The following is a 25495-nucleotide window of genomic DNA, read 5'->3' as shown; positions in this document are numbered from 1 at the left end:
TATCGACCTGCATTGCGAATGTATCAACTTGCATTGCGAATTTATCAACCTGCATTGTGAATTTATCAATCTGCATTGTGAATGCAGGCGTCTGTACGGTTTATTTAAGAACATTTTTATATTGAGAGACCCAGATCCCTAAAAATGCTATAATCTGTAGAAAATATCGACAAAAATAAAAACTGAGTGAAGTTATGTATTTGATAAACACAACTCCACTCCATAAATTTTGCTAGCGCACTCATCTAGATGATGATTCCACGAGTAGAGTTCTGAAGCTTGCGTCAAGCAATTAACGAGACTCTGTACCTTGATTGGGACTACCCGCTACAGTATCTTCCCCTGGTGCTTCTGGTGTAGCTGATTGTTTAGCATCAGATTGAGCAGCGTTACCAGTTTTACGGATATCTTCTTCAATGGGGGTTTGATAACCACCAGAAGCAGCACCAGAATTAGATGGTGTAGTTTCTTTTTCGTTTCCTTCAGCAGACATGAATTTTAACTCCTGATCATTTTGTTCTGGAAACAGTCTAAAAAAAATAAGGGTACAGATTCATCTTTCCAAAATCTGGTTTCCCTGAAATTTCTGTATGTCTGAAGGATTATTTTGCACGGGAGCATTCCAATTGTTCAAAAAACCGCCTGCAATTGAAATCGCAGTTTCTCTTTCCGTGTCCCTCGATAAAAATCCCACTCCCTAGAAAAAAGAGTGGGATGCTGTTTTATAGCAAGTAATCGTATTTACAGTCGTATCTTATCTGTAAATTCCGTTGTTGTAACGGTCAAATCCTTCAGTGTAGACTGGTTCTACTTCTGTAACTTTGAAGTGATCTAAGTTAGCTTGCAGGATTTGTTTTTGACGTTCGCTCAATCCTTCAATCTTTAGTACATCCTCTACCTCATTGTAAGGAGCATATTTGATAATTTTGCCTGCTAGGGTAGGATACAATCCGGCATATTTTTGAAAAGCTCGCACATTAGTGTTATTTAAATCAATTCTGTCACCATATACATCTGCAAGCTTTGCATCTGCTGGATTCTGCAAGGCTAGAACAGAAACCGATGGCAAAGCAAAACTGTTAAAATTGCTAGCCTGGGCTATCTGAGGCGTACCTAACCATGCCAAGCATCCTACCAACAAAAAACTAAAGACTGTTAATAAACGCACCAATTTTTTCACGATTTTTCCACCTCTTTCCATCAAACCGAAATAAAAAGTTTTCAGCTAGTAGCGCTTAGTAAAAGGTTGTAAAGATCTTTTGAGTAGTTTCCTGTGGAATAGATAAAGTTTTGTAACAAAGCTCGCTAACTTAGCCCAGGGGCTTATGTGTGTTTGTCCGCTTTGACTTTATCCTACTACAAGGAAAGATCTACCCATTAGACATTTACTTGTTCCCTTAACTGATAGCTATTTGCTTTATCAGCACACAGCAGTCATCAGAAACTAATATACAGCGTATTAATATCCACAATATTTGCAGCTACTAGGATTGACCCAATTTTTATTAAAAATTTCTTAACTGAGCAAGAATACTTAAGTAAGTTGGCACAAATAAATTAGGGATCGTCATTGGTAGAGACGCGATAAATCGCGTCTGTACAATAGTCATTTGTCATTTGTCATTGGTAAGGGTTTGGCGTATGTTTACTTTTATCTTTTACAAAAATTAATATATTGCACATATCTTTTAGGAGTTACGCAGTTGTGGCATACAATTCTCATTGTTTGTTTGTAGTAAGCAGTTATAGCGCTTATTCTGAGGACTAAAGCCCTGACTACAAACTTAAGATAAGAAAGCCTGCTAAAACAGCAGGCAGAAACACAACAGAACTATGAACAACCTATGTGCAGTAGACTTTATGGTTTAACCGAAATATTTCATTTCTGCTTCTAGCTGACGAATGAGGTTTTCATCGCCCTTAGTTCTAGCTACTTCTAAGCGATGCTGCAAACTTCTTCTAATGCTTTCTCTGTGAGCTTCTCGTGCTTTTTTAATAACTTCTGTTCTGCTTGTGATCATAAGAATTTCTTTGCTCTGAATCATTATTTACTTATGTCTTGTGATCATAACATATCCAAAATTTAGTTCTATATGTTACAGAAAAAATAAGCTTGGTCATATAAAGCAAATGAGATCACATGTTAGAAAAGCAAGAAAAACTACAATCACTGCTGACTTTACTTACTGATTTCGGCGATCGCGATGTATATGTAGGTGTGATGAAGGGAGCGATCGCCCAAATTAATCCTCAGCTAAAGGTGGTAGACTTAACACACCAGATTCCGCCGCAAAATATTGCTGCTGCTAGGTTTTGTCTGATGGATGCTTATCTTTACTTTCCTGTAGGAACCGTACATGTAGCAGTAGTAGATCCGGGTGTGGGAGGAAAAAGAAGGGCGATTGCTGTAGAATTTGCTCATGGATTTTTGATCGGGCCAGACAATGGCTTATTTAGTGGAGTGTTGAGTCACAGTCCTGCTATCGCTGCGGTAGAACTAACAAATCCTAATTATTGGCGCACTCCAAATCCTAGCAGCACATTTCATGGTCGAGATATATTCGCTCCAATAGGAGCGCATCTAGCTTGTGGTGTTCCTCTAGGACAGCTAGGAACACAAATCAATCCAGAAAGCTTAGTCAAGCTAGAGATAGCTGAATGCACTCAAAGCGAGAATATGATCACAGGTTGTATTCAATATATTGATCATTTTGGTAACTTAGTCAGCAATATTCCTGGAACTTACCTAGAAAGCAAAAGTTGGGGTGTACTTGTGGGTGACAAAATCATACCAGGACGTCAAACTTATGGAGATGGGGAAATTGGCGATGCGATCGCCTTCGTTGGTAGTCACGGTTGGGTAGAATTGGCGATCAATACTGGTAATGCGCGATCGCAGTTGCAGATGAATTTGGGAGATACCATACAAGTAGTGAGCGAGAAAATAATTAATGACAAATGACCGAAGAAAGGCACTTATGCTGAGGGCAGAAGGCAGAAGGTTTAATAAAAAATTTATACCAAAAAATTCAGTCCTCTTCATTCTGCCATTTGGTTTCAAGCCCCCGAATTTATTCGTGGAAAAGATAATAAGATTTGTATCAAGGTGCGTAGCACAAGATACAAGGCGTCCTTGTTAGAAACCCCTAAATTTATTTATGGGGTTCCCTTCAGCATAAGTGCCTTCTTCCTTCTGCCTTCTCATAAATGACCAATGACTATTGTACAGACGCGATGAATCGCGTCTCTACCATTGACCACTAACTAATTTGACATATGACTACTCAAACAATATCAGCACCAGAAGTTTATCAAGGTCAATTTGGCGAATTTACGATTACTCAGAGCGATCGCAAAGGCGTAATTATTTACCGTAGTGGGTTGATGCTAGCTGCAATTTGCTTTGCTGTGGGCAGTGCTTTAGTATTATTGAATCCTAATCCCACTAATTTAAAATTACTCACACCTTTATACGCCTGTTTCAGTTTAGGACTTGGTATTAGTTTACTTACCATTCATATTTACATGGTAGAGTTGCACCGAGCTTTACAAGTTTTTTGGCTAATTGGTAGTATATCTGTAATGCTCTTAGCAATTACAAATAGTGAGCCTTTAGCTCTTACTATTTACACTCAACCATTAACATTATTGGGTGTTGGTTTTACATTCGTGGCTTTGACTGGTATTTATTTTAAAGAAGCATTTTGTTTCAATCGTCTGGAAACAAAATTATTAACTCCCATCGTACCTTTATTATTACTTGGACATTTGGTTGGTATATTGCCAATACAGTTAGAACAGCTTTTGTTAGGAATTTGGGCAATTTTATTTGTAGTTTTTGCTATACGGAAGACAGTACAAGCAATTCCAGCAGATATTGGAGATAAATCAGTGTTTGCCTATTTAGAATCAAAACGTTCTGCAAAAGTTTAATGCAGAAAAATGTAAAATATAAATCAATACGGTTCAGTTAAGGCTAAAACTCTTTGTCAAAATCAATTTTTATAACGTAGACGCGCAGCGGCTTGCCGCAGGCTACCGCCAAGAACGCCAAGGACGCAGAGAGAAGAAAGAAATGCTTAACTGAACTGTATTGAAATATAAATCCAAAAAAATCCCCATCATACGTTTATTTAAACGTCAGTATTTGTGGATACCAACTACTTTTGGATGAGGAATTATCATAACTTTTTTTAGTGTAATTGCGAGTTTGATTTTTTTTCAAATACATCCGACTATTGTACAGACGCGATTTATCGCGTCTGTACCAATGACCAATGACCAATGACCAATGACAAATGACAATCAACGCGAGTAACCTTGACTTGATACTCAATGAGGGTTGAGAATTGGCAGTTGAAAGTGCGTATTGGCTAGCTTGGTCACAAATATCAGGGATTGGCCCGGTATTACTCCAACGATTACAACAGCATTTTGGCACGCTCCAGGCAGCTTGGGAAGCTAGTCCAGCACAGTTACAAGTGGTGGAAGGTTTTGGTTTTCAGACATTACAAAAAGTGGTGAGACAGCGATCGCATCTTGATCCTGAACAATTACTCATCCAACACCAAGAACAAAACCCAAATTTTTGGACACCAGCAGATCCAGAATATCCCCGCTTGCTAATAGAAATTGCCACTCCACCGCCATTATTATATTTTCGTGGTGAAGTCGAACTTGCAGAAAATTTAGGCGAAACTCCATTGGTTGCGATCGTTGGTACGCGCCAACCCTCAGAATATGGTATTCGTTGGACTCGTCAAATTAGCACAGCTTTAGCTAAAAATGGTTTTACAGTCGTTTCTGGTTTAGCAGAAGGAATTGATACAGAAACTCATACCGCTGCTTTGAAAGCTGGAGGACGCACCATAGCAGTTTTAGGTACAGGTGTAGATGTTATCTATCCAGCGAAAAATCAGCAATTGTACAAACAAATTTTAAGTGCGGGGTTAGTTTTGAGTGAGTACCCAGCCAAAACCCCACCTGATCGCACTCAATTTCCCCGTCGCAATCGGATTATTGCTGGATTGAGTCGCGCTGTCTTGGTGATGGAAGCGCCTTTAAAATCTGGTGCTTTAATTACTGCTAACTATGCGAATGAATTTGGTAGAGATGTTTATGTCTTACCGGGTAGAGTCGATGATTACCCATCTCAAGGATGCTTAAAATTACTCAGTCAAGGTGCTGCTCTTATTTTAAAAGAATTAGATGAATTATTAAAAATGCTGGGAGCAATACCAAAAATAGATGCTTATCTAGTTTCCCCAGAACCACAACAACCAATCTTGCCTGATTTGCCACCAGAACTGCAACAAGTAATGAATGTTATTTCCTCAGAATCTTTACCCTTCGATATGATTATCCAACAAACAGGTATGGCTACAAGTGCTGTTGCTAGTGCATTGTTGCAGTTGGAATTGATGGGTTTAATTTCACAACAACCAGGAATGAGGTATCAACGTAGCTGAAAAAGTTCATTAGCTTGGGTTGAAAATGGGTGTGGGGATGTAAAAGTGTAGGAAAAGTCAATAAATAAATTTAATCAAAAAACTGAGGACAGAATCTGGAATCAACTTCATTCTGTCGGTATCTAAGTTTATTGCTTAGACTACTTGCAAAATTACATTAGTGCAGAAGTTGGGAAAAAGTTAAAGGATTGTTAAATTGTTTAATTATTTCCTTGATTTCTGCAAGAAGATAACAAATATTGAAGATTGAATTTCAGGGTAATTTATCAATGCAGATACCACAATCTAACCAAATTAATAAACTAAATAATAAAACTATTAAAAAGACAATTTTTGGTTCAGGTTTTATTATTGCTGCTCTTTATTTTTTAGTGACTTCATCTGGTTTTGGCTATACATTTTGGCAATCTTCCGAAATGGGAGGTATTTCTTGGGGCTGGAAAATAGCGCTCATTATTACTCATTTGCTTCCCTTTGTCATTGTTCCAATCAGTATGAAAGTTTTTTATGAACGAACTGATTATTTAGTATCTAAAGGGTTAAACTCTCCTTTTGCTCTTTACTTAGGATTGCCATTTCAAATGGTTGCTATTGCCTTTGAAATTGGTTGGCATATTCAACAAAATTGGTTTTACCAAAATGATTTTACCTTCTTAAACTTTCTATTTTACGCCTTTTTAATTTCATCTTTTGCATTATGGGCAGATGCTTTTGCTCGCAATCATTTGGTTGACTTATTATTTGTAGGCAGTTTAATTGCCATCTCAATTTTGTATCCTATAGGAGCAAGTTTGGATATTTCTGCTTTGAAGATTCCCATCTATATTGCTCTGACAATTGTCTTTGGATTCTTGACATATCGAGCTTACAAAGTTCTGCAAGATTGGCGAATTATCTTTGTACCTATCTTTTCTGTAGGTGTCAACTTATTTTTTGTATTTCTTTTAGCTCAACATCAATCTAATCCTGTTCTCAATCCACTTTTCCACATTTTGCATGATTTAGCGGGTACAGAGATGGGAATTATTATTTTTACCTATCTAGTATACATTAATCCCCGACGTCAATCTCAACCAGTTCAACAATCTGAAAAAGCCGATACCTAATTGACAAGTCAATAATTATTACAGTTATCAGACAAATTATTTAAATATATTTGGAGATAAAAAATAATGATGAATATTTTACTAGTGATTTATCCACTTTGTCATCTTGGCTACATTATTGCCCAATTGCTATTGCTAAATCAGTCAATTCATACCTGGCGGAACTCAAATAGTATAGCAATGATTGTCCTACCTATGCTGTTATTATTTAGCACCTATGACAATTTGGTTCTGCTGACGGGAAGCTTAATTGGTGAGGGTGAATTACTCAAATCATTAAATATGCTGCGTTTCCTCTCCCATTATATAGTTGTTCCCTTATTCATTGTTGTCGTGGTTGAACTTGCTCATCGTGCTGGAGTAAATTGGGCTGGTAGTCAGTTTATACGAATTTTTGGTTGGATATTAGCGATCGCATTAGGAATATACGATATCACTACTCAATTTATAGGTATACAATTAGTTCCTGAAACCTTTGCTGGTATGTTGCGTTATGTTATCGCCACACCTAACAAACCACCAATGATCACTATTTTAGTTAACCTGTTTGTGATGATTATTGGTATTGGTATTTGGCGGAGATTGCAATGGTCTTGGTTATTTGTTGGTGCTTTCGTTTCTCTTGTTGGTAATGCTATACCCACAGATATGGTTGGTACAGTATTTGCTAGTGGTTCTGAGTTAATAATGGCTTGGTGTATGCTATTAACTGAACAGCGAACACAGTATATGTTTGCTCTATGGAATATTTCAAACCCAGAAACTGAGAACTCTGGATTGAATTTACAACTCTCTTAACCGCACTAAATAACGGGCTAGAACCGCATTCCACCAGAACAATTTTTGATTGGTGAAGTGGGTTCTTACCCGTTCAATGTATTAAACCCTCATCTAGTTCAATTTCTTCATTGAGGAATTTTTTAGGAGATTGGTAAAAAATTAATTTAAGCAGGAATGACTTGAAGAATCAGTGAGCGCTTATCAAGCGACTGAACTTTACCCACTGAAATGAGATCATCGACAATCCGGTCTAGCAATTTTCCAGCTTGATCACGATATTGATGTTCTCGACCTCGTAAACGAATAGCAAACTTTACTGAATCGCCTTTACTTAACCACTGAGTTGCTTGGCTAATACGTAAATTGTAATCAGCTGCACCCACATTTGGACGGAATCGTACTTCCTTGACCGTGGGTCTAGCACTTTGCGTTTGACGTTTTTTCTTTTGATACTGAAGCTTACCATAGTTGAGAATCTTCGCCACTGGAGTATCTTTATCTTGGGAGACTACAACCAGGTCAAGATCTACGCTCTGGGCTATTTCTAGAGCTTCACGGGTGTCTATCAGACCACGATTGTTATTTTCATGGTCAATCAATAAGACTTGAGGTGACTTGATTTGGGAGTTAATGAGTTGCTTTTGGACTACGATAATAATTTCCTCTCAGTTTTTCAAGAGTTTAGTTTTGCCAGTAATACTAAGGTAACACAACGTTAAGTATGAGCAAGCTATTTTATCATCAAAAATTGCGATCGCTAGTACTCTATCAATTTTTAATTGACCAATAATTCCGAGCAGGATACAAGAAAGCAGATAAATCCTGAGAGTCAATCCCATTTTCCATAGACGCTCTACCCTCACGGGAAGTCGCAAGGCGTCTATGGGCGGCTACACTTCGTGTCGAAGCGCAGGGTAATCCAAAATCCTGTTAGAGGATGACGGGAAAAGGAAAAAGTAAAATCCTGAACAGTGAAAAACAGTCCGTCACAATAAACTTGACACTGTACATGGTTCAGCACCATGATAAATTACGTTAAGCCGACGAAAGCAGCTTTCATCTACAAAAACAATGGCAAATATTCCCTCAATTCTCGCATTAGACTTTGATGGTGTAATTTGCGACGGACTTATTGAATATTTTGAGGTAGCATGGCGTACTTATTGCCAAGTTTGGTTCCCTGCAAACGAAACACCACCAGCTGGTTTGGCTTCTCAATTTTATCGACTTAGACCCGTAATTGAAACAGGTTGGGAAATGCCTGTTTTAGTCAAAGCTTTGTTAGAAGGAATTGCAGAAGTAGAAATCCTCCAAAATTGGCATCATATTCACCAGAAAATTTTGCTTCAAGACAATCTAAATGCGAAAGAAGTTAGCACCAAATTAGATAAATTGCGCGATGAATGGATTGCTAATGATTTAGAAAGTTGGTTGAGCTTGCATCGATTTTATCCAGGTATAATTGATAAACTCAAATGGACAATTGCTAGCACAAGCAAACTATATATTATCTCTACAAAAGAAGGACGTTTTGTCCAGCAATTATTACACCAAGAAGGAGTAAATTTAGGTTCAGAAGAGATTTTCGGTAAAGAAGTGAAACGTCCCAAATATGAAATTTTACGAGAATTGATTCAATTACACAAAACACCACAAGAAACAGTCTGGTTTGTGGAAGATCGATTAAAAACATTACAGCTAGTAGACCAGCAAATAGACCTGAAAGATGTAAAACTCTTCCTCGCAGATTGGGGTTACAATACTGCTTTAGAAAAAACTACAGCCCAAAATGATCCACGCATTCAGTTATTATCATTGTCTCAGTTTGGGCAAGATTTTTCGGAATGGGTTTAGTTGTTTGTAGTTAACTACAAACAAATTAATACCAATTCTTCGTGAAGCTGCTCCCGAATTTTACCCCTCCCCGCTTACGGGGAGGGGTGGCGAAGCCGGGGTGGGGTCTTTGTATGCGTCTTCATATAGAATTGGTATAAGATAATTCCTGTTGTAATCGTTTGTGAAAGGCTTCCATACCAAAATTTGCGATCGCCATTTCTCGCAACCACTCACCATCACATCGTTGATCTTCACCTTTGAGGATTTCAATACAAGCTGTAGCTACAGCATCAGGATCGCGGTGTGGAACTCGCCATCCGAGTTTACCATCTTGTAGTGGCTCGGCGGAACCATCGGCATCACCAGATAGTACGGGGACACCACAAGCCATTGCTTCTAAATAGACAATCCCAAACCCTTCTTGAGAAGGCATAATGTAAGCATCAGCTAGACGGTAGTGTTCTACTAGTTCTTCCGTGGGTACAAACCCAGCAAATACAACGCGATCGCTAACTCCCAAATCTTGTGCTAGCTTGGCGAGACGGGGTTGATCATCACCACGACCTATAACTAAATATTTCACTTCTGGGAAAACTTGAGCTATTTGTGGTAAAGCTTGAATTGTAATATCCACGCCTTTGTAAATATCACCAGACCACAACCGCGCTACAGTCATTAATACTTTAGCTTTTTGTAAACCATAGCGCTCGATTAAATTAACTGGTTTGTCTCCAGGAGTCAGGCGATCGCCATCCACAGCACAAGGTAAAATTTTGACGCGATCAGGATTAAGATAATTGACTATACAGGCAACTTCACGAGTGTAGCGGCTAATTGTCCAAATTTGGGCTGCTTTTTGCAGACTGGATTGCATGGACTTTGGTAATGGTTCCCAAACTTCTTTACCATAGGTGATGACAGTATAAGGAATTCCCAAAAATTGGCATAACATCCCCACCAAAGGCGCTAGCTTGATATGACCACAAAAAACACGCTGGGGTCGTTGATGGATCAGATGAGTGAATAATGCGATCGCCATTTTCACTCGTCCAAACCGGGGTGACGAAGTTTTAAAATAATGAAATTGGCAGCGTTCAGATATAAAAGGATTGATGCAATTAGAGGCATCACGTAATATAAATATATCTGTATGTATTGGTTTAGCTAATTCCAAATAGGCTTGAAAAATATCTTTCACATAAGATTGAATTCCACCTTCACAGGAAAAAATTTCCAAAAAGACGAATACATGATTAATTGGTGTATTTATTTGTTGCGGAAAATCTAAGTTTTCTTTTATTTGTGAATTTAGCATTTGTAGTCAAAATCGTGATGATTAAATTTTGGAAAATATCAGGATAAAATAAAGTAAATTCGACGAGAACTTAATTCGGATATACATAACTACTGTACATTAAAATGCTAACAAATGCGTTAACTAAAACCAAATGTTGACTTTACGGAATTGAATATTTATTTGAGCATATAATTAATTTTAAATTTATATTTTTTCGACAAAAATAAGTAATTTTTCAGAGAAAGCTGTGGAAACTGCGTTCGTAACAGCTTTCTCTAAAATCATTCTGAAGTTAATAGCTAAAAATAACCGCGACTTTTTGGATAAATTAGGTTTATTGCCTTTCAATTTTCCCAACTCATACACCGATTCCTAATAAATCAATTAACATCTGTGGAATCCAGCTTATTTTCATCTTGCTCTTGAACAACGATGTAAATATTGATCAAGGTGGCACAAATGAAAAGAAAAAAGGCTAACCAAAATCCAAAGCCGTAATTAACAAGAATTAAACCTTGTCCCTGTTTGATAATTTCATTATCAATTTTAGATTTAACGATTAGTAATAAAATAAATCCTGCGGCTCCACATCCTGCTGGGATAACAGCACTTTTTTTAGCTTTCAAAAAGCTGGTACCTAAACCAATAGCCCCAGAAAGAAAAGCCAGTGCAGCTAAAGGTTCACCAGGAATTTTTTCTTTTCTTGCGGGTTCTCCAAAAATGCTTGGCGATTGAATTTCTTTGCCAGTTGCTACTTCAACTCCATTTAAAGTGACTAGTGGTTCTTGACGACAAGAAATAGTAATAAAAGGTAAAAAAAAGCAAATTAATGTTAAAGAAAAGAGTGCAGGCGAAATCTTTTTAGTAGAAGTATTCATTCTTTTTGCACTTAAGTAATTCTTGAAGTATAAGCATAAGACTTATGTTAAGCTGTTATGCATTTAAATTGTATATTTTGCGATCAGATTGTCAAAAGTCAACAGTCCAGAGTCAAAGACTAGCTTGGACTTTGGACTGTTGACCCTGGACAGTCCGAACCCAAGAATATTTAATCTAAGCGCACATCAGCTTACAAACTAGGTATTCTTTCCTTCACAAAAAGACATAATTAGGTAAAATTAGGTAAAGCAATTTATGCAGTTGTAAAACAAAGGCGTCAGCAATCTCATGCAGCTGAAATTCAGTGCATCTCGGCTTTCCTTAACTCCCCTAGTATTAATCGCACCCTTCTTTTTATGGGGAACGGCGATGGTGGCGATGAAAGGAGTAATTTCCCACACAACACCACTGTTTATGGCGGGGGTGCGGATAGTCCCAGCAGGGGTACTGATTTTAATTGCAGGCGCTTTTATGGCCAGACCCCAACCCAAAACCTGGACTGCTTGGCTGTGGATTGCTTTATTCGCTTTGGTAGATGGGACTTTATTTCAAGGCTTTTTGGCTGAGGGATTAGTTAGAACTGGTGCTGGGTTGGGATCAGTGATGATCGACTCGCAACCATTAGCAGTTGCTTTGATGTCTTCATGGTTATTTCAGGAAAGAATTGGTTTGTGGGGATGGTTAGGACTTTTATTAGGTGTGACGGGGATCAGTCTAATTGGCTTACCTGATGAACTGATTTTAAGTCTTTTGTCTCACAAAACTCCCGAAATTTTCCTTTCTCCGACTCTCCCACTTTTCAATTCTCTGTTTGCTAGTGGTGAATGGTTAATGCTGTTAGCAGCGTTGAGTATGGCGGTGGGTACGGTGATGATCCGCTTTGTCAGCCGTCATGCTGATCCCGTCACTGCTACAGGATGGCATATGATTATAGGTGGTTTACCCTTATGGGGGATTTCATCGGTTGCAGAATCCCAACAATGGCACAATCTTGTACCATCAGATTTGGTAGCTTTAGGGTATGCTACGGTATTTGGTAGTGCGATCGCCTACGCATTGTTTTTCTATTTTGCTTCTAGCGGTAATCTTACTAGTCTCAGTTCCCTGACTTTTCTCACACCTGTATTTGCTCTATTATTCGGTAATTTATTACTGCAAGAAGTCCTTAGTCCCTTACAGTGGGTAGGAGTGGGTTTGACTTTAGTTAGTATTTACCTGATTAATCAACGCGATGTTTTAGCTGCTAGGAACGATGATCTCACTGTGTCAGAACCCGCAACTACCACACAGCAGCAGGTTGTAGAAGCATCTGGGAAGAAGCTTAGTTCCGTCAGCATTCCTGTCAGAGAATCTGAACCGGAAATTCTACCGTAGAGACAGCTACTATTTGCTTGTGAGCAAATTTGTTTGTTCACTGGTAACTGATGACTGACAATTGATTAGTCTGCTGATTGCAGAATAGCTTGACAGTATTCGATGATAATTGTGAGGCGATCGCTAATCGTTTTGAGTCGATCAACAGCAGTAGCAGCTTGTCGCGCACCTTGAAAAAACATGATGTCAATTTCCAATAGTCGCAGTTGCTTACTGATCTCTGTCCTATAGGATAGTTCTCGTGTTTTTTCCTCTGCTAAAGGTAAAATATTCTGCTGAAAAAGTTGTTGTAAAGACAAAAGATGCTGTCGCAGTTGCTGTGCATCTATTTGGTGAGTTACTGTTTGTGAGCGGAGTTGCTCTAATAGTACTACGAAGGTGTGATATCTCTCTTGATTGACGGACATTCAGTGCTAATTGAGATACTATTAATGTCAAGTAATTTTTCCTATACAATATTCTTCTCTAACCTTTTGTTAAGGTTATGAACTCCAAAATATTAAATTTGGAGTCTGATTTGGCATCATTGGACTTTGATGACTATTATGCTTGACACCTAGCACAGGATGATCTGCAACAAGCTGTTTGTTTGAGCAATGATCCTGCGATCGCTTTTTAGTTTGCCGTGTCAATAGCAATATAGTTTTTCGATGACATTATCGTCAACTGTGTTCACTCCTTCCTTATAAACCACCGAATTATCTCCAGCCCCGCTATATTTTATGATGAGCAGCACAATTGTCAACCACCCTATTGATATAACTCTTCCAGAATGGCTAGAAACTTGTTTGCGTACACCGCCGACAGACAGTACCCCAACGGAAGAAGACCGAAAATATTATGATACAAGTCTGATTTGTCGAGCCTTTGAGTTTGCTTATCAGCTGCATCACGGTCAGTACCGCAAATCAGGAGAACCATATATCTGTCATCCAATTGCTGTAGCTGGAATGCTGCGTGATTTAGGTGGTAGTGCAGCTATGATAGCAGCTGGATTTCTCCATGATGTAGTGGAAGATACAGATGTTACAATTGAAGATATAGAACAGCGTTTTGGCTCAGAAGTTAGATGCTTAGTTGAAGGCGTCACAAAGTTATCTAAAATCAATTTCAAAAGCAAAACTGAAAGTCAAGCTGAAAACTTTCGGCGGATGTTTTTGGCAATGGCGCAAGATATCCGCGTGATTGTGGTGAAATTGGCAGATCGCTTACACAACATGCGAACATTAGAATACATGCCAGAAGAAAAGCGCCGTCGCACCGCTACAGAAACGCGAGAAATTTTTGCTCCCTTAGCAAATCGCTTGGGGATTTGGCGTTTTAAATGGGAATTAGAAGATTTAACATTTAAGTATTTGGAACCGGAAGCTTTTCGACAGATTCAACAGTTGGTTTCGGAAAAACGCACGGATAGAGAAGAGAGATTAACAAATATAGCCGAAACATTGAGAACTCGACTTGCAGAAGCAGGAATTCGCTGTCTTGATATTAGTGGACGTCCCAAGCATCTTTATAGTATCTATCAAAAGATGCAACGGCAAAATAAAGAATTTAACGAAATTTACGATTTAGCAGCACTGCGAATTATTGTCCAGACAAATGATGAATGCTATCGTGCTTTAGCAGTAGTTCATGATGTTTTTCGTCCAATTCCTGGTAGATTTAAAGATTATATTGGATTGCCCAAGCCCAACCGTTATCAATCATTGCATACTGGCGTTATAGGCCCTTGGGGGCGACCCTTAGAAGTGCAAATTCGCACATTAGAAATGCACCGTGTAGCAGAGTATGGTATTGCTGCTCACTGGAAATATAAAGAAACTGGTGGTTCTAGTGCTAGTCTAACTGCATCCGATGAAAAATTTACTTGGTTACGGCAGTTATTAGAATGGCAAAGTGATTTAAAAGATGCTCAAGAATATTTAGAAAGCATCAAAGATAATCTATTTGAAGAAGATATTTATGTATTTACTCCCAAGGGAGATTTAATAGCTTTAAAACCAGGTTCTACAACAGTAGATTTTGCCTATCGCATCCACACAGAAGTCGGAAATCGCTGTACAGGAGTGCGAGTCAATGGTAGAATGGTACCACTTTCGACACGCTTGCAAAATGGCGATATTGTCGAAATTATCACTCAAAAAAATGGTCATCCTAGTTTAGATTGGTTGAACTTTGTTCGGACGAGTGCAGCCAAAAACCGGATTAAACAATGGTACAAGCGATCGCGCCGGGAAGAAAATGTTGCTCGCGGTCGAGAATTGTTAGAAAAAGAACTTGGGAGAACAGGTTTTGAAAATGTGCTGAAGTCTGAACCGATGCAAGCGGTAGCAGAAAAATGTAATTACCACTCCACAGAAGATTTACTCGCAGGTTTGGGTTATGGGGAAATCACACTCAACTTAGTACTTAACCGTTGGCGAGAAATTATTAAAGCACAACAGCCGGTTGCTAGCGAGCCAGATCATACCACAAATCTACCCACCACAGCCAAAGCAGCCGCGTTATTAAGAGAAGCGACTCCGAACACAACTTCCCGCGCTACTGATTCCCCGATTGTCGGCGTTGAGGGATTATTATATCACTTAGCTGGGTGTTGTACACCCATTCCCGGCGAAGCAATTATCGGTGTAGTGACACGGGGTAGAGGAATTTCTATCCACCGCCAAGGCTGTCATAATTTAGAAAAAGCAGAGTGCGATCGCTTAGTACCAGTAAGTTGGAACCAAGCATTAGAACACACTGGCCGTCCCCAGACTTACGCGGTGAACTTGCAAATAGAAGCTCTAGACCGAGTCGGAGTCTTAAAAGATATTTTGTCACGCCTAAGCGACCAAGGAATCAACGTCCGCCATGCAAATGTGAAAACAGCATTTGGTCAACCAGCGTTGATTGATTTGGGGATCGAAATTTGCGATCGGCCTCAATTAGAACAGATATTTACTCAAATAAAAAAAATGAGTGATATTCTTAATATTCGTCGCATTGGTCAAATTGACGAATAACTAATCATTTACCAGGGTGCGTTTACAGTTATCAGTGAACAGTTAACAGATTTATCAAATTAACTATTTTTTATTTCTGCATTTTTTGCCGCTGTGTGGTTGAAATGTCAAACAATTTTTCGTCATTCCACCAAATGTAGAGACGTAGCAATGCTACGTCTCTACACACCCGTATTTGTATCAAAATTTTTGTGAAATGGTATAATTTGTGTGCTGCATCCTATAATATATCGAAGATCTGGTTATTTCAAAAATTCCCATTAAATTATCAACTTATAAAGTTAAACTTTGAAACCAAATCCAACAAGCACTATTAAGTAAAGCTGTGAGAATCGCACCAATAATAACCCCTTTCATCAAGGCAAATTTTTCTTGCCTTTTCAATCGAGAAATCACAGGAATTATATATACAAGTTGAGTTATACCAATCCCCAAAAAATAGATTCCAAAAATTGGCTGAAAAAATCTGATATTATATTGAGAAGCGAGCATTAACTCTATATAAGCAAGAATGCCCAAAATCAAAATTGCGATGATATGCATTCCCAGGACTAGAAAAATTCCGCCGACTACATAAGAAAATTCGTTTCTTCTCGACATGCAGTTTCCTTAATTGTCAAAATTAAATCTTTTATTATTAACCAAATCATACCCTGCACTACCTTCACGATAAAACATATTAAAAGTATCAAAAGGAATGATTTTTCCATCTGGATGTACAATATGAATACATGATCGCTTCACAGAACGCACATCAAAATTATAGGGATCAAGAAACTGAACAATCATCACCCGAAAAATATTGGCGTAGGTAATTCCTTCTGGAACAGGCAGCATTGGCAAACAACACAAAAGCTGTTTTAATGATGTAGCCGCAGAACTGGGTGAATGACTAGTGGAAAATAACTCAAAAATGTGGCGTTTGAGTTCTGGGTTTTGTTCATAAAGTACGCTATTGGGCATAATTTCCACAAACTTTTCAGGATTAATTAACCCAGTTAGGGGTATGACTTTACTATTAACTTTGAGTGCATAAGCCATTGCCAAACAATCGGGATGACAAGGAACAGGTAAAATATCTTCTGGTTTAAAATAAGGACTTTGTTGTAAAATTGACTTGCGGACTTCGGTGAGCGTGTACCTGTCTCGCTTGGGATCAAAGCCTTGCAAGCGTCCAGCCGCTTGCATTGGTTGAAACGTCACTCCACGTACACAAGGCTGTTGCAAAGCATACTCAATTATTTTGCCGATTTCGTGGTCATTCAACCCTTTTTTCAGGGTGACAACGAGAGTAGTAGAAATATTATATTGGTTGAGGTGAGCGATCGCCATTTCTCTGACACTACGCAAATCTACACCCCGCAAATCTTTTAGGGCTTCTGCCTCAAAGCTATCAAATTGCAGATATACTTCTATACCAGGCATGTATTGACTCAGGCGACGGCAAAAAGTTTTATCTTTAGCAATTCGCACACCATTGGTATTAATCATTAAATGTTTAATCGGCCTGCTTTTCGCAAGCTCCATAATTTCAAAAAACTCTGGATGAAGCGTCGGTTCTCCACCACTCAACTGCACAATTTGCGGTTCTCCCTCATTCGCCACCACCGCATCAATCATGGTTTCAATTTCTGCTAAACTGCGATGACGTCTAGGTTGATGAGAAATCTCAGAAAATTCTTCCGCACCGGAATCAGCATAGCAAATTGGGCAAGAAAGATTGCATTTATCTGTGACTTCTATTAAAGTTAAACAACTATGCTGTTCATGATCTGGACATAGCCCACAATCATAAGGACAACCATATTTGATTGGTGTATTAAACTTGAGTGGCATATCTCCTGGCTTGATAAATTCCAGGGACTTTTTGTAATATTCAACATCATCAGCAATTAAAACTTCTTCTCGTCCGTGGGTGGGACAATGTTTAATTAAGTAAACGCGATCGTCTTGGAAAATGATTTTTGCTTCTACCTTAACGAGACACTTTGAACAAACGCTATTTGTTAAAGCATAAAATAGGTAATTGCGAGTAGGCATGGTGCAGAAGTTTGTTTTTAATCTTACACCAATAAAGAATAGTAAGTTCTTCGTAGTAGCGAATGGTTTTAACTCCTACTTATTTAGTAAGATGTACAACAAAAAAAACCGTATAGTTTACTCTGTATCTCTCTCATTTGTATTAGAAATTTGTACAAGAAAGTTTGCCCAGCGTTGGGGAAGGTTTGTAAACAAAGGCGTTGCTGGCTAGTTATCAAGCTCACGCTGGGCGCAGATGCTCCCGCTTAGTCATGCTGAAATCTGTGTAGAAAACTGCTGTGTACCAAGAGCATTGGATGGCTCTACTTCAATCACACCGCGAAACATATTCATCCCGCAGGTAAAAGTGTAAGTTCCTGGTTGGTTGGGAGTGAACTCAATCGTAGTAACCTGGTTTAGGGGTAACTCTTGGGCAATGTGGAAATCAGGAAATCGGATTTCTTCAAGGCAACTACTGGGGTCTAGGCGGTAGAAGTTGAGCCGGACTCTTTGACCTGTATTAACTACAACTTGGCTTGGTTCATAACCACCATCAACGGTAATTGTTATCTCCTGAATACCCTGCTTTGATTGTGCTTTTTGCGATTTTGGCTTACTCAGCAGAAACCACCATAACTCCAGTCCTATCAATCCTAATCCACCAGCAGTAACGGCTGCTTTTGCCCATATGGGTTGTTCCATGCGACGGAACTGACTTGTTTGCTGTGTTTGAGATGGTTGCATCTGTTCGTGGGACATCTGTGCAACTGCTTTGTGAGAAGTAATTCCAAACACCAATCCCAAACTCGCAACACTGCTAATGATTGCTATTTTGTTCATTATTTAAACGTCTCCGTTGGCTCAGGTAACTACACTGCAAGTTATGCTAATGCGCCCCAAATAGCTCCAAGTAAAAATCCAAATCCTGCTAAGGTTGCAAAAAATGTTACTTTTTTAAGCATTGTTACTAATCTCTGTGATTTATTCAACCAATTGTTTTGGTTCGAAAATTACGCAAACGTAGTGCATTCGTGACTACCGACACGGAGCTAAACGCCATTGCTGCACCTGCAATAATCGGACTGAGCAGCCAACCGAAGAAGGGGAAAAGAATTCCTGCTGCAATTGGAATACCAGCGATGTTATAAATAAAGGCAAAAAAGAGATTCTGACGAATGTTGCGAATCGTAGCACGAGAGAGTTGAATGGCGGTGACAATCCCGTGTAAATCCCCGGAGATGAGGGTGATGTCACTAGCCGCGATCGCCACATCTGTTCCTGTACCAATTGCCATCCCGACATCAGCTTGAGCCAGGGCCGGTGCATCATTAATGCCATCTCCAACCATTGCTACAATTTTGCCTTCCAACTGAAGCTGCTCAACAGTCTCGGCTTTCTGATCCGGGCGCACTTCAGCAAAAACTCGCTTGATGCCCACTTCACGCGCAATAACTTCGGCAGTGCGGCGATTGTCTCCAGTCAACATCACTACTTCCAATCCCATTTTTTGCAATACTCGAATCGCGTTCACGGAAGATGGTTTCACCGCATCAGCAATGCCCATAATTCCTTGGATTTTGCTATTTACTGCAATCCATATCACCGTCTTACCAAGATACTCCAAGCGATCCCAATGTTCCTGCAATGCACCTGTATCAATACCTAACTCATTCATCCAACGGTGGGTGCCAATTTGTACCCATTGATTTGACACGTACCCTTGCACACCACTACCGGCCATCGCTTCAAAATCCTGTGTATCAGTTAACTCTACACCTTGAGATTGAGCATAATTGACAACTGCTTCAGCCAAAGGATGTTCTGAATTGCGTTCGACAGATGCTGCAAGGCGCAGAAGATTTAGCTCATTGCCATTGGCGGTACCATTAACGGTTACAAAATCGGTGACAGTCGGCTTACCTTGCGTAATTGTACCCGTTTTGTCGAGAACAACAGTCTTAAGCTTGTGCGCGAGTTCCAGACTTTCTGCCCCTTTAATGAGAATACCATTTTCTGCACCCTTGCCTGTTCCCACCATGATTGAAGTCGGCGTTGCCAAGCCAAGCGCACACGGACAAGCAATGATTAATACACCTACAGTGGTAATTAGTGCCATCGTCACATTGCCCATAATGTTATACCAAATGATGAAAGTGGCGATCGCGATCGCAATTACAGCAGGTACAAACCATCCAGTAACTTGGTCAGCTAATCGCTGAATCGGTGCTTTTGAACCTTGCGCTTGCTGCACTAGCTTGACAATCTGCGCCAAGAATGTATCTTTACCCACTCGTGTTGCTCGAAATTTGAAGCTACCAGTTTTGTTGATGGTGGCTCCAATCACTTCATCACCCTGTTGCTTTTTCACAGGTACACTTTCACCTGTTACCATGGCCTCATCAATAGTCGAGGAGCCATCAATAATTTCCCCATCCACCGGAATCTTTTCACCCGGACGCACTAAAACAATATCGCCTTCAATTACTTCAGCGAGTGGGATGTCTACCTCTTGGCGATCGCGAATCACACGAGCAGTTTTAGCTTGCAAGCCTACAAGTTTACGAATTGCTTGGGAAGTTTGTCCTTTAGCACGATTTTCCAGCAGTCGTCCCAGCAAAATTAAAGTGATAATAACTACAGCTGCTTCATAGTAAACATCAGGCGGCAATCCTTGCTTAGTGAAGAACCCAGGCAAGAAGGTGGGGAAGAGAGAATACAGATAAGCGGCGCCTGTACCAATTGCTACTAAAGTATCCATTGTTGCCGTGTGACGTTTCAAAGCTTTCCAAGCATTGATAAAGAAAGATGCACCACACCAAAACAGCACTGGAGTTGACAGTACCAACTGTAACCAAGGATTGTGCATCCACATGGGAATAAAGGGAATGGACAACCCTGTCATCATTGGTAGCGAACCAATGACTAGAATGGCGCTGATAATGCTGCTAACCCAAACTTTTATAACTAACGCTCGATTTTCTGCTTGGCGTACCTGCTGTTCTGCATCATCTGTGGTAAATAAATCATCGTCTTGTACGGGTATTGCAGAGTATCCCACCGCATCTACCGCATCGCAAATTGCTTCTGGGTCAGTTTTTCTCTTGTCATAGGTGACAGTGGCTTGCTCTGCCCCAAAGTTGACGCTACACTCATTCACACCCCTGACGGAGCGAATAGCATCTTCAATTGTTTTAGCGCAAGAGGCACAACTCATACCCCGCAGTTTCAGATTTGTGTTTTCCATTGTCAAACCTCCTAGCAATGTCCTGAACTGCTTTTTAATCAACTAATCACATTTTGAAATCTCCATCTCGCTGGAGAGTCAAGGGGTAGTGAGAAAAAATTAGGACTTACGCACTATACAAATTGGCTATTATGTGGACAATAATTGGTTCAAAAACAAGTCCGTTGGTTCACAACACAAGTCTGTTGGTTCAAAAACAAGTCCGTTGGTTCACAACACAAGTCCGTTGGTTCACAACACAAGTCTGTTGGTTCACAACACAAGTCCGTAGCGATCGCACTCGTAAAGCCATCATTACTCGCTTAAAATCGATAATACTCCCAGACAACCAAATATCTTTATGCACATAATAGACAATTTGTATAGTGCGTAAGTTCTAAAAATTTGTGTTTGTGACCAACTAGACACCAGAACATCATCTGGACGACTTGTGATTAATATCTTAGGAAGTGATCTCAGTGGGAGGCTGAAGTTATCAGTGAGCATACAAAAGTGGCTCTACAGAACGCTAAAGAAAAAGGTAAGCACCTCGGTAAAGTACCCTACGGACGGCTATATGTTGCTGGACAAAAAACTTAAAGAGAAACCTGAAGAGCAAGTGGTTTTAAGTGCTATGAAAGATTTAAGATTAGCTGGCAAGAGCTACCAGGCGATCGCTGAATATTTGGATAATGAGGGGATGATCACTAGGAGTGGTAAACCGTGGACACACAGCACAATAAGGAAAATTTTACATAGCTTACCAGGTGATACCGTAGTGTAAACTTTTATGGCTAAATGACTTTCTAGTCTACACACAGTCAACACTTATATTAAGTAGGTACAGGTTATTCGTTAGTTAATCGGAGCGGCGGGATTTGAACCCACGACCTCCACTACCCCAAAGTGGCGCGCTACCAAGCTGCGCTACGCCCCGGACACAACAATTCATCAAAATTGAATTGTTTTATTCAACCCAATAATATTAACAATAAGCGCTGAAATAATCAACTAGTCTACTCAAAAAACTTTCACCATTCCCGCAGCTTGCAATAAACCCGGAACAGCCGCAGCATTCCATTTCCCCTCTGCACAACGATTTGTATTGAGAATAAAGCGCAAACTGTAAGCGTGGGGATAACCTTCTACTTCCATCCACAACAAATCACTTTCGGCTTCGCAGGCAATTTTTTCTTCATCCATTAATTCTGATGTCAGCTGCTGCATTGTATCTGCTAACTGCAACAGTAGCCGACAAAAATCATTTAACTCTGCTTCCGTTAATTCTATCGCCCAATCATCCGTACCCACTAAACCCTTAAACTCTGGCGCTGATGGATTCCAACCGATACGCCAACCAGATCCACTTTTGATGACACGTTCCATACATGAGTTCTATCATGTTCGCTTGAATACTTATAGTGTCGCATAGGCTGGTAAGCAATTAGCCCTTTCCCTTAAACACTAACTTAATTTCCACTGTAAGCATTGACTAATGCTTGCACTAAGGCGTTTCGTTGGTTGCGGGTGAGGCGACGAATAGCAGCGCGATCGCCTTCCAAAGGATTCTTCCGTAAAGTATCATGACCTGGATAGGATGAATCGTACATGAGTTCGTTGGCATTTAAGTAATCAGCCAAAGTTAATTTCCAGTCTAGGCGATAATTTGGCGCACGCCCTTTAAGATAGACATGATACTGAATCAGACGAGTCACTAGGGTACTGTTTTCTGCAACCTTCCCTGTTTCTGTGCTGATGTACTGGTTTTCTTTTGGTAAATCAGGTACTTGTTCATACACTCGCTGCCAAATATCACCTGACCTAATATTTTGAGCATAAGCAGGCGAAGTGGAGAGTAAATTAGCATAGATAGATTGATTTTGATCTAAGCTCAACCAAAACATACCTAACACTAAAATTAACCCCACACCTCTAAAATAGTGGGGAGTAAATAATGCTTGCCAATGCTTAAGCATAGTACACCACACCTTAACACCTTCTTGAAAATAATTTACCTATACTTCTCCGATGATTTCTGGTTGAGTCAGTTCGTCTGACATTTCAATAATTGCCCTTAACACTGGCTTCATCATCATATCATCGTTACTCTCGAAGTCTTCATAACGCCGACGTTTGGCGCGATTTGCCACCTGAACCGTAATGCGGTAACGATTTGAAGCTGCGCTAATCAAATCTTCCGCACGATGCATAATTTGGGTTGGGGTTGTCTCGAACTTAGAACGCTTTAGCATATTTACTGGTTCTTTGGGTCTTTTTTAGTTTAGCAGTATTGTCATAATGTTAAAGGTCAAACAATTTTGGATTTTAGATTGATCATATAGACATATGGTGAAAAATAGAGACGTAGCAATGCTACGTCTCTACATTCTTTGTCGGAGATGTCTAAATAGTCAATGACTTATAAACTAAGTCTGCGTTCCTGGAGGTTAAGCAGCCTTGGTTTGTGTAGCTGCAACTGCTCGTGTTAGGTATTTTTGAAAAATCGGGATACATTTTGTTTATGAAATTTTTAAAAATCATCAGTTTACAAGCTAAAATAAAGCTTTTTTCTGCATTTTAAAACCATTTAGTATTTCTCACTACATTATTATTTAATAATCTTATTAGCCAACAGATAGATACATTCTATTTTGAAAACAATGATAATACTTGAGGTCTATGACCCTAACAAAGGCATTGTTGTTTCTACCGTCGTGATTTTGCGATCGCGGCGGTATTTTTCATGCATTAAGCAATTATTTGTGACGGGATTAAATAGAACATTTGTTTTCCGCAATCTCTGTTCATAAACATTGATTTATTAGAAGTTTTACGATTTGATTCAATTTTAATTAGTTTGTGTACGTTGATACACGATTTTTTAATATTTTACTAACCAATTGGTAGATGTCTAATTTTTTCAAAGTTTAGATAATATTTCATGGATAGATAAACTTGTTTATCGAAAACATCCCTTAACTTAGATTAGAAGGCATTATTCCTCATATGTCGTGGTTTTGTAATCACGACATTATTTTTTATTAACGCGATTATGTACATTTTTTGAAAATAATTTTGTATCAGTAGCTACGCGATTAATTAATATTGTGATTAACAATCGATAGATGAGTGCTACCATTTTAGATTTTGGATTACCCTGCACCGTAGGGCGCAGCCCTTCTCGTATAGTTCCCGACTTTCAGATCACAATTTAGATCATGAGGTTTTTTATTAATTTTGACAAAGATTGCAAAAAAAAAGCGATCGTAGTGAGTTCCGTATACGCGATCGCTTTAATGACTCCTAGATAGGAGTTATCAATAATAATGATTGTATATATTTAATGCCATTAATGATTGCAGTGGCAACCCCCTCATACCTCTAACCCCTCAATGAGGAAAAGATTATTACCCAAGAAATTCAACTCACAGCTAAAGAAATTCAGTAACAGTAAAAACTTCAAAGGAAAACCGAACACAGAAGGAAGCTATTTCATGCTAGAAAGAATAAATTCCCTCCCATAACAGTACAGGAGGGAACAAGTTTGCAATGTTGAAGATGTGACAGGTCAAGCAACAAGTAACATCAGACCTAATCTCAATTAGCTTACGAAATGAGAGTAAGGAAATTCTAAGGATTTTATAGTCTAAGTTAATTACTATAAAAAAAATATCCTCCCTGTTGCCACAGGGGGGAACAACCTTGACTGAAAATAATTATGTATTTGATAAACTTAGTAAATAATAATAAGAAAATTATAAGAATTTTATCTGAAAACAAAAAACCAAAATTCTAGCCCTTTCAATCCCGCCTCAGAATTAATTCTGAGGCTAATAGCATAAGTCCGTTAAAACGGACTCAAACATCGTCCTAGTCAGATTTATCTGACTCAGGACTTACGCAAGATGTGGCCGAAAACCTTATTCTTGCGTAGCGGTAATTCATGAATTACCGCAAATGCGCGTTATGTTTTGCCTTAACAGTTTTGTTCGCAAGCACCAATACTTACCCAACTACTAGAACCATCTTGCCAATGCTCTTTTTTCCAAATAGGGGCATTGTGTTTGAGAGTGTCGATAACATCGCGACAAGCTTCAAAGGCTTCCGACCGATGAGGACAGCCCACTGCCACTAAAACACTAATTTCGCCAATTCGCAGATGTCCAATGCGATGGTGAATGACTACACAATTTACATCAGTCCATTTTTGCCGAATCTCGGCAGCAATTTGATAGAAAACTCGCAAAGCCATTGGTTCATAAGCTTGGTATTCCAGGGCAATCACAGGTTTACCATCAGTTTGATTGCGAACAGTACCACTCATTACCACTACTGCTCCATTTGCTGGCGATCCAGCTAATTGGTAGATTTCTTCAACTAGCAATGGTGCAAAGGTAATGGCAAAGCTATCTTCAGATTTAGGTTTGATAGGAAAGGTAAATGTTGTTGTCATAGCAGTGGGATCGGGGATTGGGGAGCGGGGACAAGGGAAGGGGGACAAGGAGGAC

Annotated in this window: 24 protein-coding genes and 1 tRNA gene; 9 read left to right on the top strand and 16 right to left on the bottom strand. The window is 39.4% G+C overall.

The annotated features are described in order from the left end of the window. Positions 1-292: 292 nt before the first annotated feature. The 3 genes from B4U84_RS01475 to pirA all read right to left on the bottom strand — a co-directional run bounded on the left by B4U84_RS01475 (position 293) and on the right by pirA (position 2021). The gene (locus B4U84_RS01475; RefSeq protein WP_017312368.1) at positions 293-493 is read right to left on the bottom strand and encodes a hypothetical protein; all 201 of its coding nucleotides are present in this window, start codon (positions 491-493) and stop codon (positions 293-295) included. 261 nt (positions 494-754) lie between these two features. Beyond that, positions 755-1201, bottom strand: coding sequence for a photosystem II complex extrinsic protein PsbU (gene psbU / locus B4U84_RS01470; RefSeq protein WP_044450323.1), 447 nt, complete (start codon positions 1199-1201; stop codon positions 755-757). Between the two features lie 664 nt (positions 1202-1865). Beyond that, on the bottom strand, positions 1866-2021 hold the full coding sequence (gene pirA / locus B4U84_RS30250; RefSeq protein ID WP_017312370.1) for an arginine synthesis PII-interacting regulator PirA: 156 nt from the start codon (positions 2019-2021) through the stop codon (positions 1866-1868). 119 nt (positions 2022-2140) lie between these two features. On the opposite strand from pirA, the gene B4U84_RS01465 reads away from it, so the two are divergent. From B4U84_RS01465 to B4U84_RS31410, 5 genes are all read left to right on the top strand, one after another. Next, positions 2141-2962, top strand: coding sequence for an SAM hydrolase/SAM-dependent halogenase family protein (locus tag B4U84_RS01465; RefSeq protein WP_017312371.1), 822 nt, complete (start codon positions 2141-2143; stop codon positions 2960-2962). Between the two features lie 314 nt (positions 2963-3276). Next, the gene (locus tag B4U84_RS01460; RefSeq protein WP_131115145.1) at positions 3277-3933 is read left to right on the top strand and encodes a DUF2301 domain-containing membrane protein; all 657 of its coding nucleotides are present in this window, start codon (positions 3277-3279) and stop codon (positions 3931-3933) included. 416 nt (positions 3934-4349) lie between these two features. Further along, positions 4350-5468 (top strand): DNA-processing protein DprA, encoded by a 1119-nt coding sequence (gene dprA / locus B4U84_RS01455; RefSeq protein WP_131115143.1) that lies wholly within the window; start codon positions 4350-4352, stop codon positions 5466-5468. A 269-nt stretch (positions 5469-5737) separates the two neighbouring features. Then, the gene (locus B4U84_RS01450; protein WP_131115141.1) at positions 5738-6574 is read left to right on the top strand and encodes a hypothetical protein; all 837 of its coding nucleotides are present in this window, start codon (positions 5738-5740) and stop codon (positions 6572-6574) included. Positions 6575-6640: 66 nt separating this feature from the next. After that, the gene (locus B4U84_RS31410) at positions 6641-7372 is read left to right on the top strand and encodes a hypothetical protein (RefSeq protein ID WP_242677512.1); all 732 of its coding nucleotides are present in this window, start codon (positions 6641-6643) and stop codon (positions 7370-7372) included. A gap of 146 nt (positions 7373-7518) precedes the next feature. Here B4U84_RS31410 and infC read toward each other — a convergent pair whose 3' ends face one another. Continuing rightward, the gene (gene infC, locus B4U84_RS01440; RefSeq protein WP_278248333.1) at positions 7519-7986 is read right to left on the bottom strand and encodes a translation initiation factor IF-3; all 468 of its coding nucleotides are present in this window, start codon (positions 7984-7986) and stop codon (positions 7519-7521) included. 439 nt (positions 7987-8425) lie between these two features. Between infC and B4U84_RS01435 the strand changes: the two genes are divergently transcribed. Next, the gene (locus B4U84_RS01435) at positions 8426-9208 is read left to right on the top strand and encodes an HAD family hydrolase (RefSeq protein WP_044450319.1); all 783 of its coding nucleotides are present in this window, start codon (positions 8426-8428) and stop codon (positions 9206-9208) included. A gap of 121 nt (positions 9209-9329) precedes the next feature. On the opposite strand, the gene B4U84_RS01430 is transcribed toward B4U84_RS01435, so the two are convergent. Beyond that, positions 9330-10505: a glycosyltransferase gene (locus B4U84_RS01430; RefSeq protein ID WP_131115139.1), complete on the bottom strand. Its 1176-nt coding sequence runs from the start codon at positions 10503-10505 to the stop codon at positions 9330-9332. Between the two features lie 362 nt (positions 10506-10867). Continuing rightward, positions 10868-11365, bottom strand: a complete 498-nt coding sequence (locus tag B4U84_RS01425; RefSeq protein WP_131115137.1) for a hypothetical protein — start codon at positions 11363-11365, stop codon at positions 10868-10870. Positions 11366-11654: 289 nt separating this feature from the next. Here B4U84_RS01425 and B4U84_RS01420 point away from each other — a divergent pair, with 289 nt between their 5' ends. After that, a complete protein-coding gene (locus B4U84_RS01420; RefSeq protein WP_017312381.1) occupies positions 11655-12740 on the top strand; it encodes a DMT family transporter in 1086 nt (361 codons plus the stop codon). A 65-nt stretch (positions 12741-12805) separates the two neighbouring features. On the opposite strand, the gene patD is transcribed toward B4U84_RS01420, so the two are convergent. Beyond that, positions 12806-13147: a heterocyst frequency control protein PatD gene (gene patD, locus B4U84_RS01415; RefSeq protein WP_017312382.1), complete on the bottom strand. Its 342-nt coding sequence runs from the start codon at positions 13145-13147 to the stop codon at positions 12806-12808. Between the two features lie 318 nt (positions 13148-13465). Between patD and B4U84_RS01410 the strand changes: the two genes are divergently transcribed. Then, the gene (locus B4U84_RS01410; protein WP_131118651.1) at positions 13466-15745 is read left to right on the top strand and encodes a RelA/SpoT family protein; all 2280 of its coding nucleotides are present in this window, start codon (positions 13466-13468) and stop codon (positions 15743-15745) included. 273 nt (positions 15746-16018) lie between these two features. Here B4U84_RS01410 and B4U84_RS01405 read toward each other — a convergent pair whose 3' ends face one another. From B4U84_RS01405 to B4U84_RS01390, 4 genes are all read right to left on the bottom strand, one after another. Continuing rightward, the gene (locus tag B4U84_RS01405) at positions 16019-16345 is read right to left on the bottom strand and encodes a hypothetical protein (protein ID WP_131115135.1); all 327 of its coding nucleotides are present in this window, start codon (positions 16343-16345) and stop codon (positions 16019-16021) included. Positions 16346-16354: 9 nt separating this feature from the next. Further along, a complete protein-coding gene (locus B4U84_RS01400) occupies positions 16355-17785 on the bottom strand; it encodes a radical SAM protein (protein ID WP_131115133.1) in 1431 nt (476 codons plus the stop codon). Positions 17786-18034: 249 nt separating this feature from the next. Beyond that, positions 18035-18604 (bottom strand): cupredoxin domain-containing protein, encoded by a 570-nt coding sequence (locus tag B4U84_RS01395; protein ID WP_131115131.1) that lies wholly within the window; start codon positions 18602-18604, stop codon positions 18035-18037. 145 nt (positions 18605-18749) lie between these two features. Further along, positions 18750-21008, bottom strand: coding sequence for a heavy metal translocating P-type ATPase (locus tag B4U84_RS01390; protein WP_131115129.1), 2259 nt, complete (start codon positions 21006-21008; stop codon positions 18750-18752). Positions 21009-21564: 556 nt separating this feature from the next. Here B4U84_RS01390 and B4U84_RS01380 point away from each other — a divergent pair. After that, positions 21565-21771 (top strand): recombinase family protein, encoded by a 207-nt coding sequence (locus tag B4U84_RS01380; protein WP_131115125.1) that lies wholly within the window; start codon positions 21565-21567, stop codon positions 21769-21771. A gap of 79 nt (positions 21772-21850) precedes the next feature. On the opposite strand, the gene B4U84_RS01375 is transcribed toward B4U84_RS01380, so the two are convergent. The 5 genes from B4U84_RS01375 to B4U84_RS01355 all read right to left on the bottom strand — a co-directional run bounded on the left by B4U84_RS01375 (position 21851) and on the right by B4U84_RS01355 (position 25440). Beyond that, a tRNA-Pro gene (locus B4U84_RS01375) sits at positions 21851-21924 on the bottom strand. 83 nt (positions 21925-22007) lie between these two features. After that, the gene (locus B4U84_RS01370; protein WP_017312399.1) at positions 22008-22373 is read right to left on the bottom strand and encodes a DUF1818 family protein; all 366 of its coding nucleotides are present in this window, start codon (positions 22371-22373) and stop codon (positions 22008-22010) included. An 83-nt stretch (positions 22374-22456) separates the two neighbouring features. Next, positions 22457-22963, bottom strand: a complete 507-nt coding sequence (locus tag B4U84_RS01365) for a hypothetical protein (RefSeq protein WP_131115123.1) — start codon at positions 22961-22963, stop codon at positions 22457-22459. 39 nt (positions 22964-23002) lie between these two features. Then, the gene (locus B4U84_RS01360) at positions 23003-23239 is read right to left on the bottom strand and encodes a DNA-directed RNA polymerase subunit omega (RefSeq protein ID WP_016861589.1); all 237 of its coding nucleotides are present in this window, start codon (positions 23237-23239) and stop codon (positions 23003-23005) included. 1724 nt (positions 23240-24963) lie between these two features. Continuing rightward, the gene (locus B4U84_RS01355; RefSeq protein ID WP_131115121.1) at positions 24964-25440 is read right to left on the bottom strand and encodes a molybdenum cofactor biosynthesis protein MoaE; all 477 of its coding nucleotides are present in this window, start codon (positions 25438-25440) and stop codon (positions 24964-24966) included. Positions 25441-25495 lie beyond the last annotated feature (55 nt).

Source organism: Westiellopsis prolifica IICB1, from assembly GCF_004323185.1.
Classification (GTDB): Bacteria; Cyanobacteriota; Cyanobacteriia; order Cyanobacteriales; family Nostocaceae; genus Pelatocladus; species Pelatocladus prolificus_A.
This window is presented reverse-complemented; position numbering and strand designations above follow the sequence as displayed.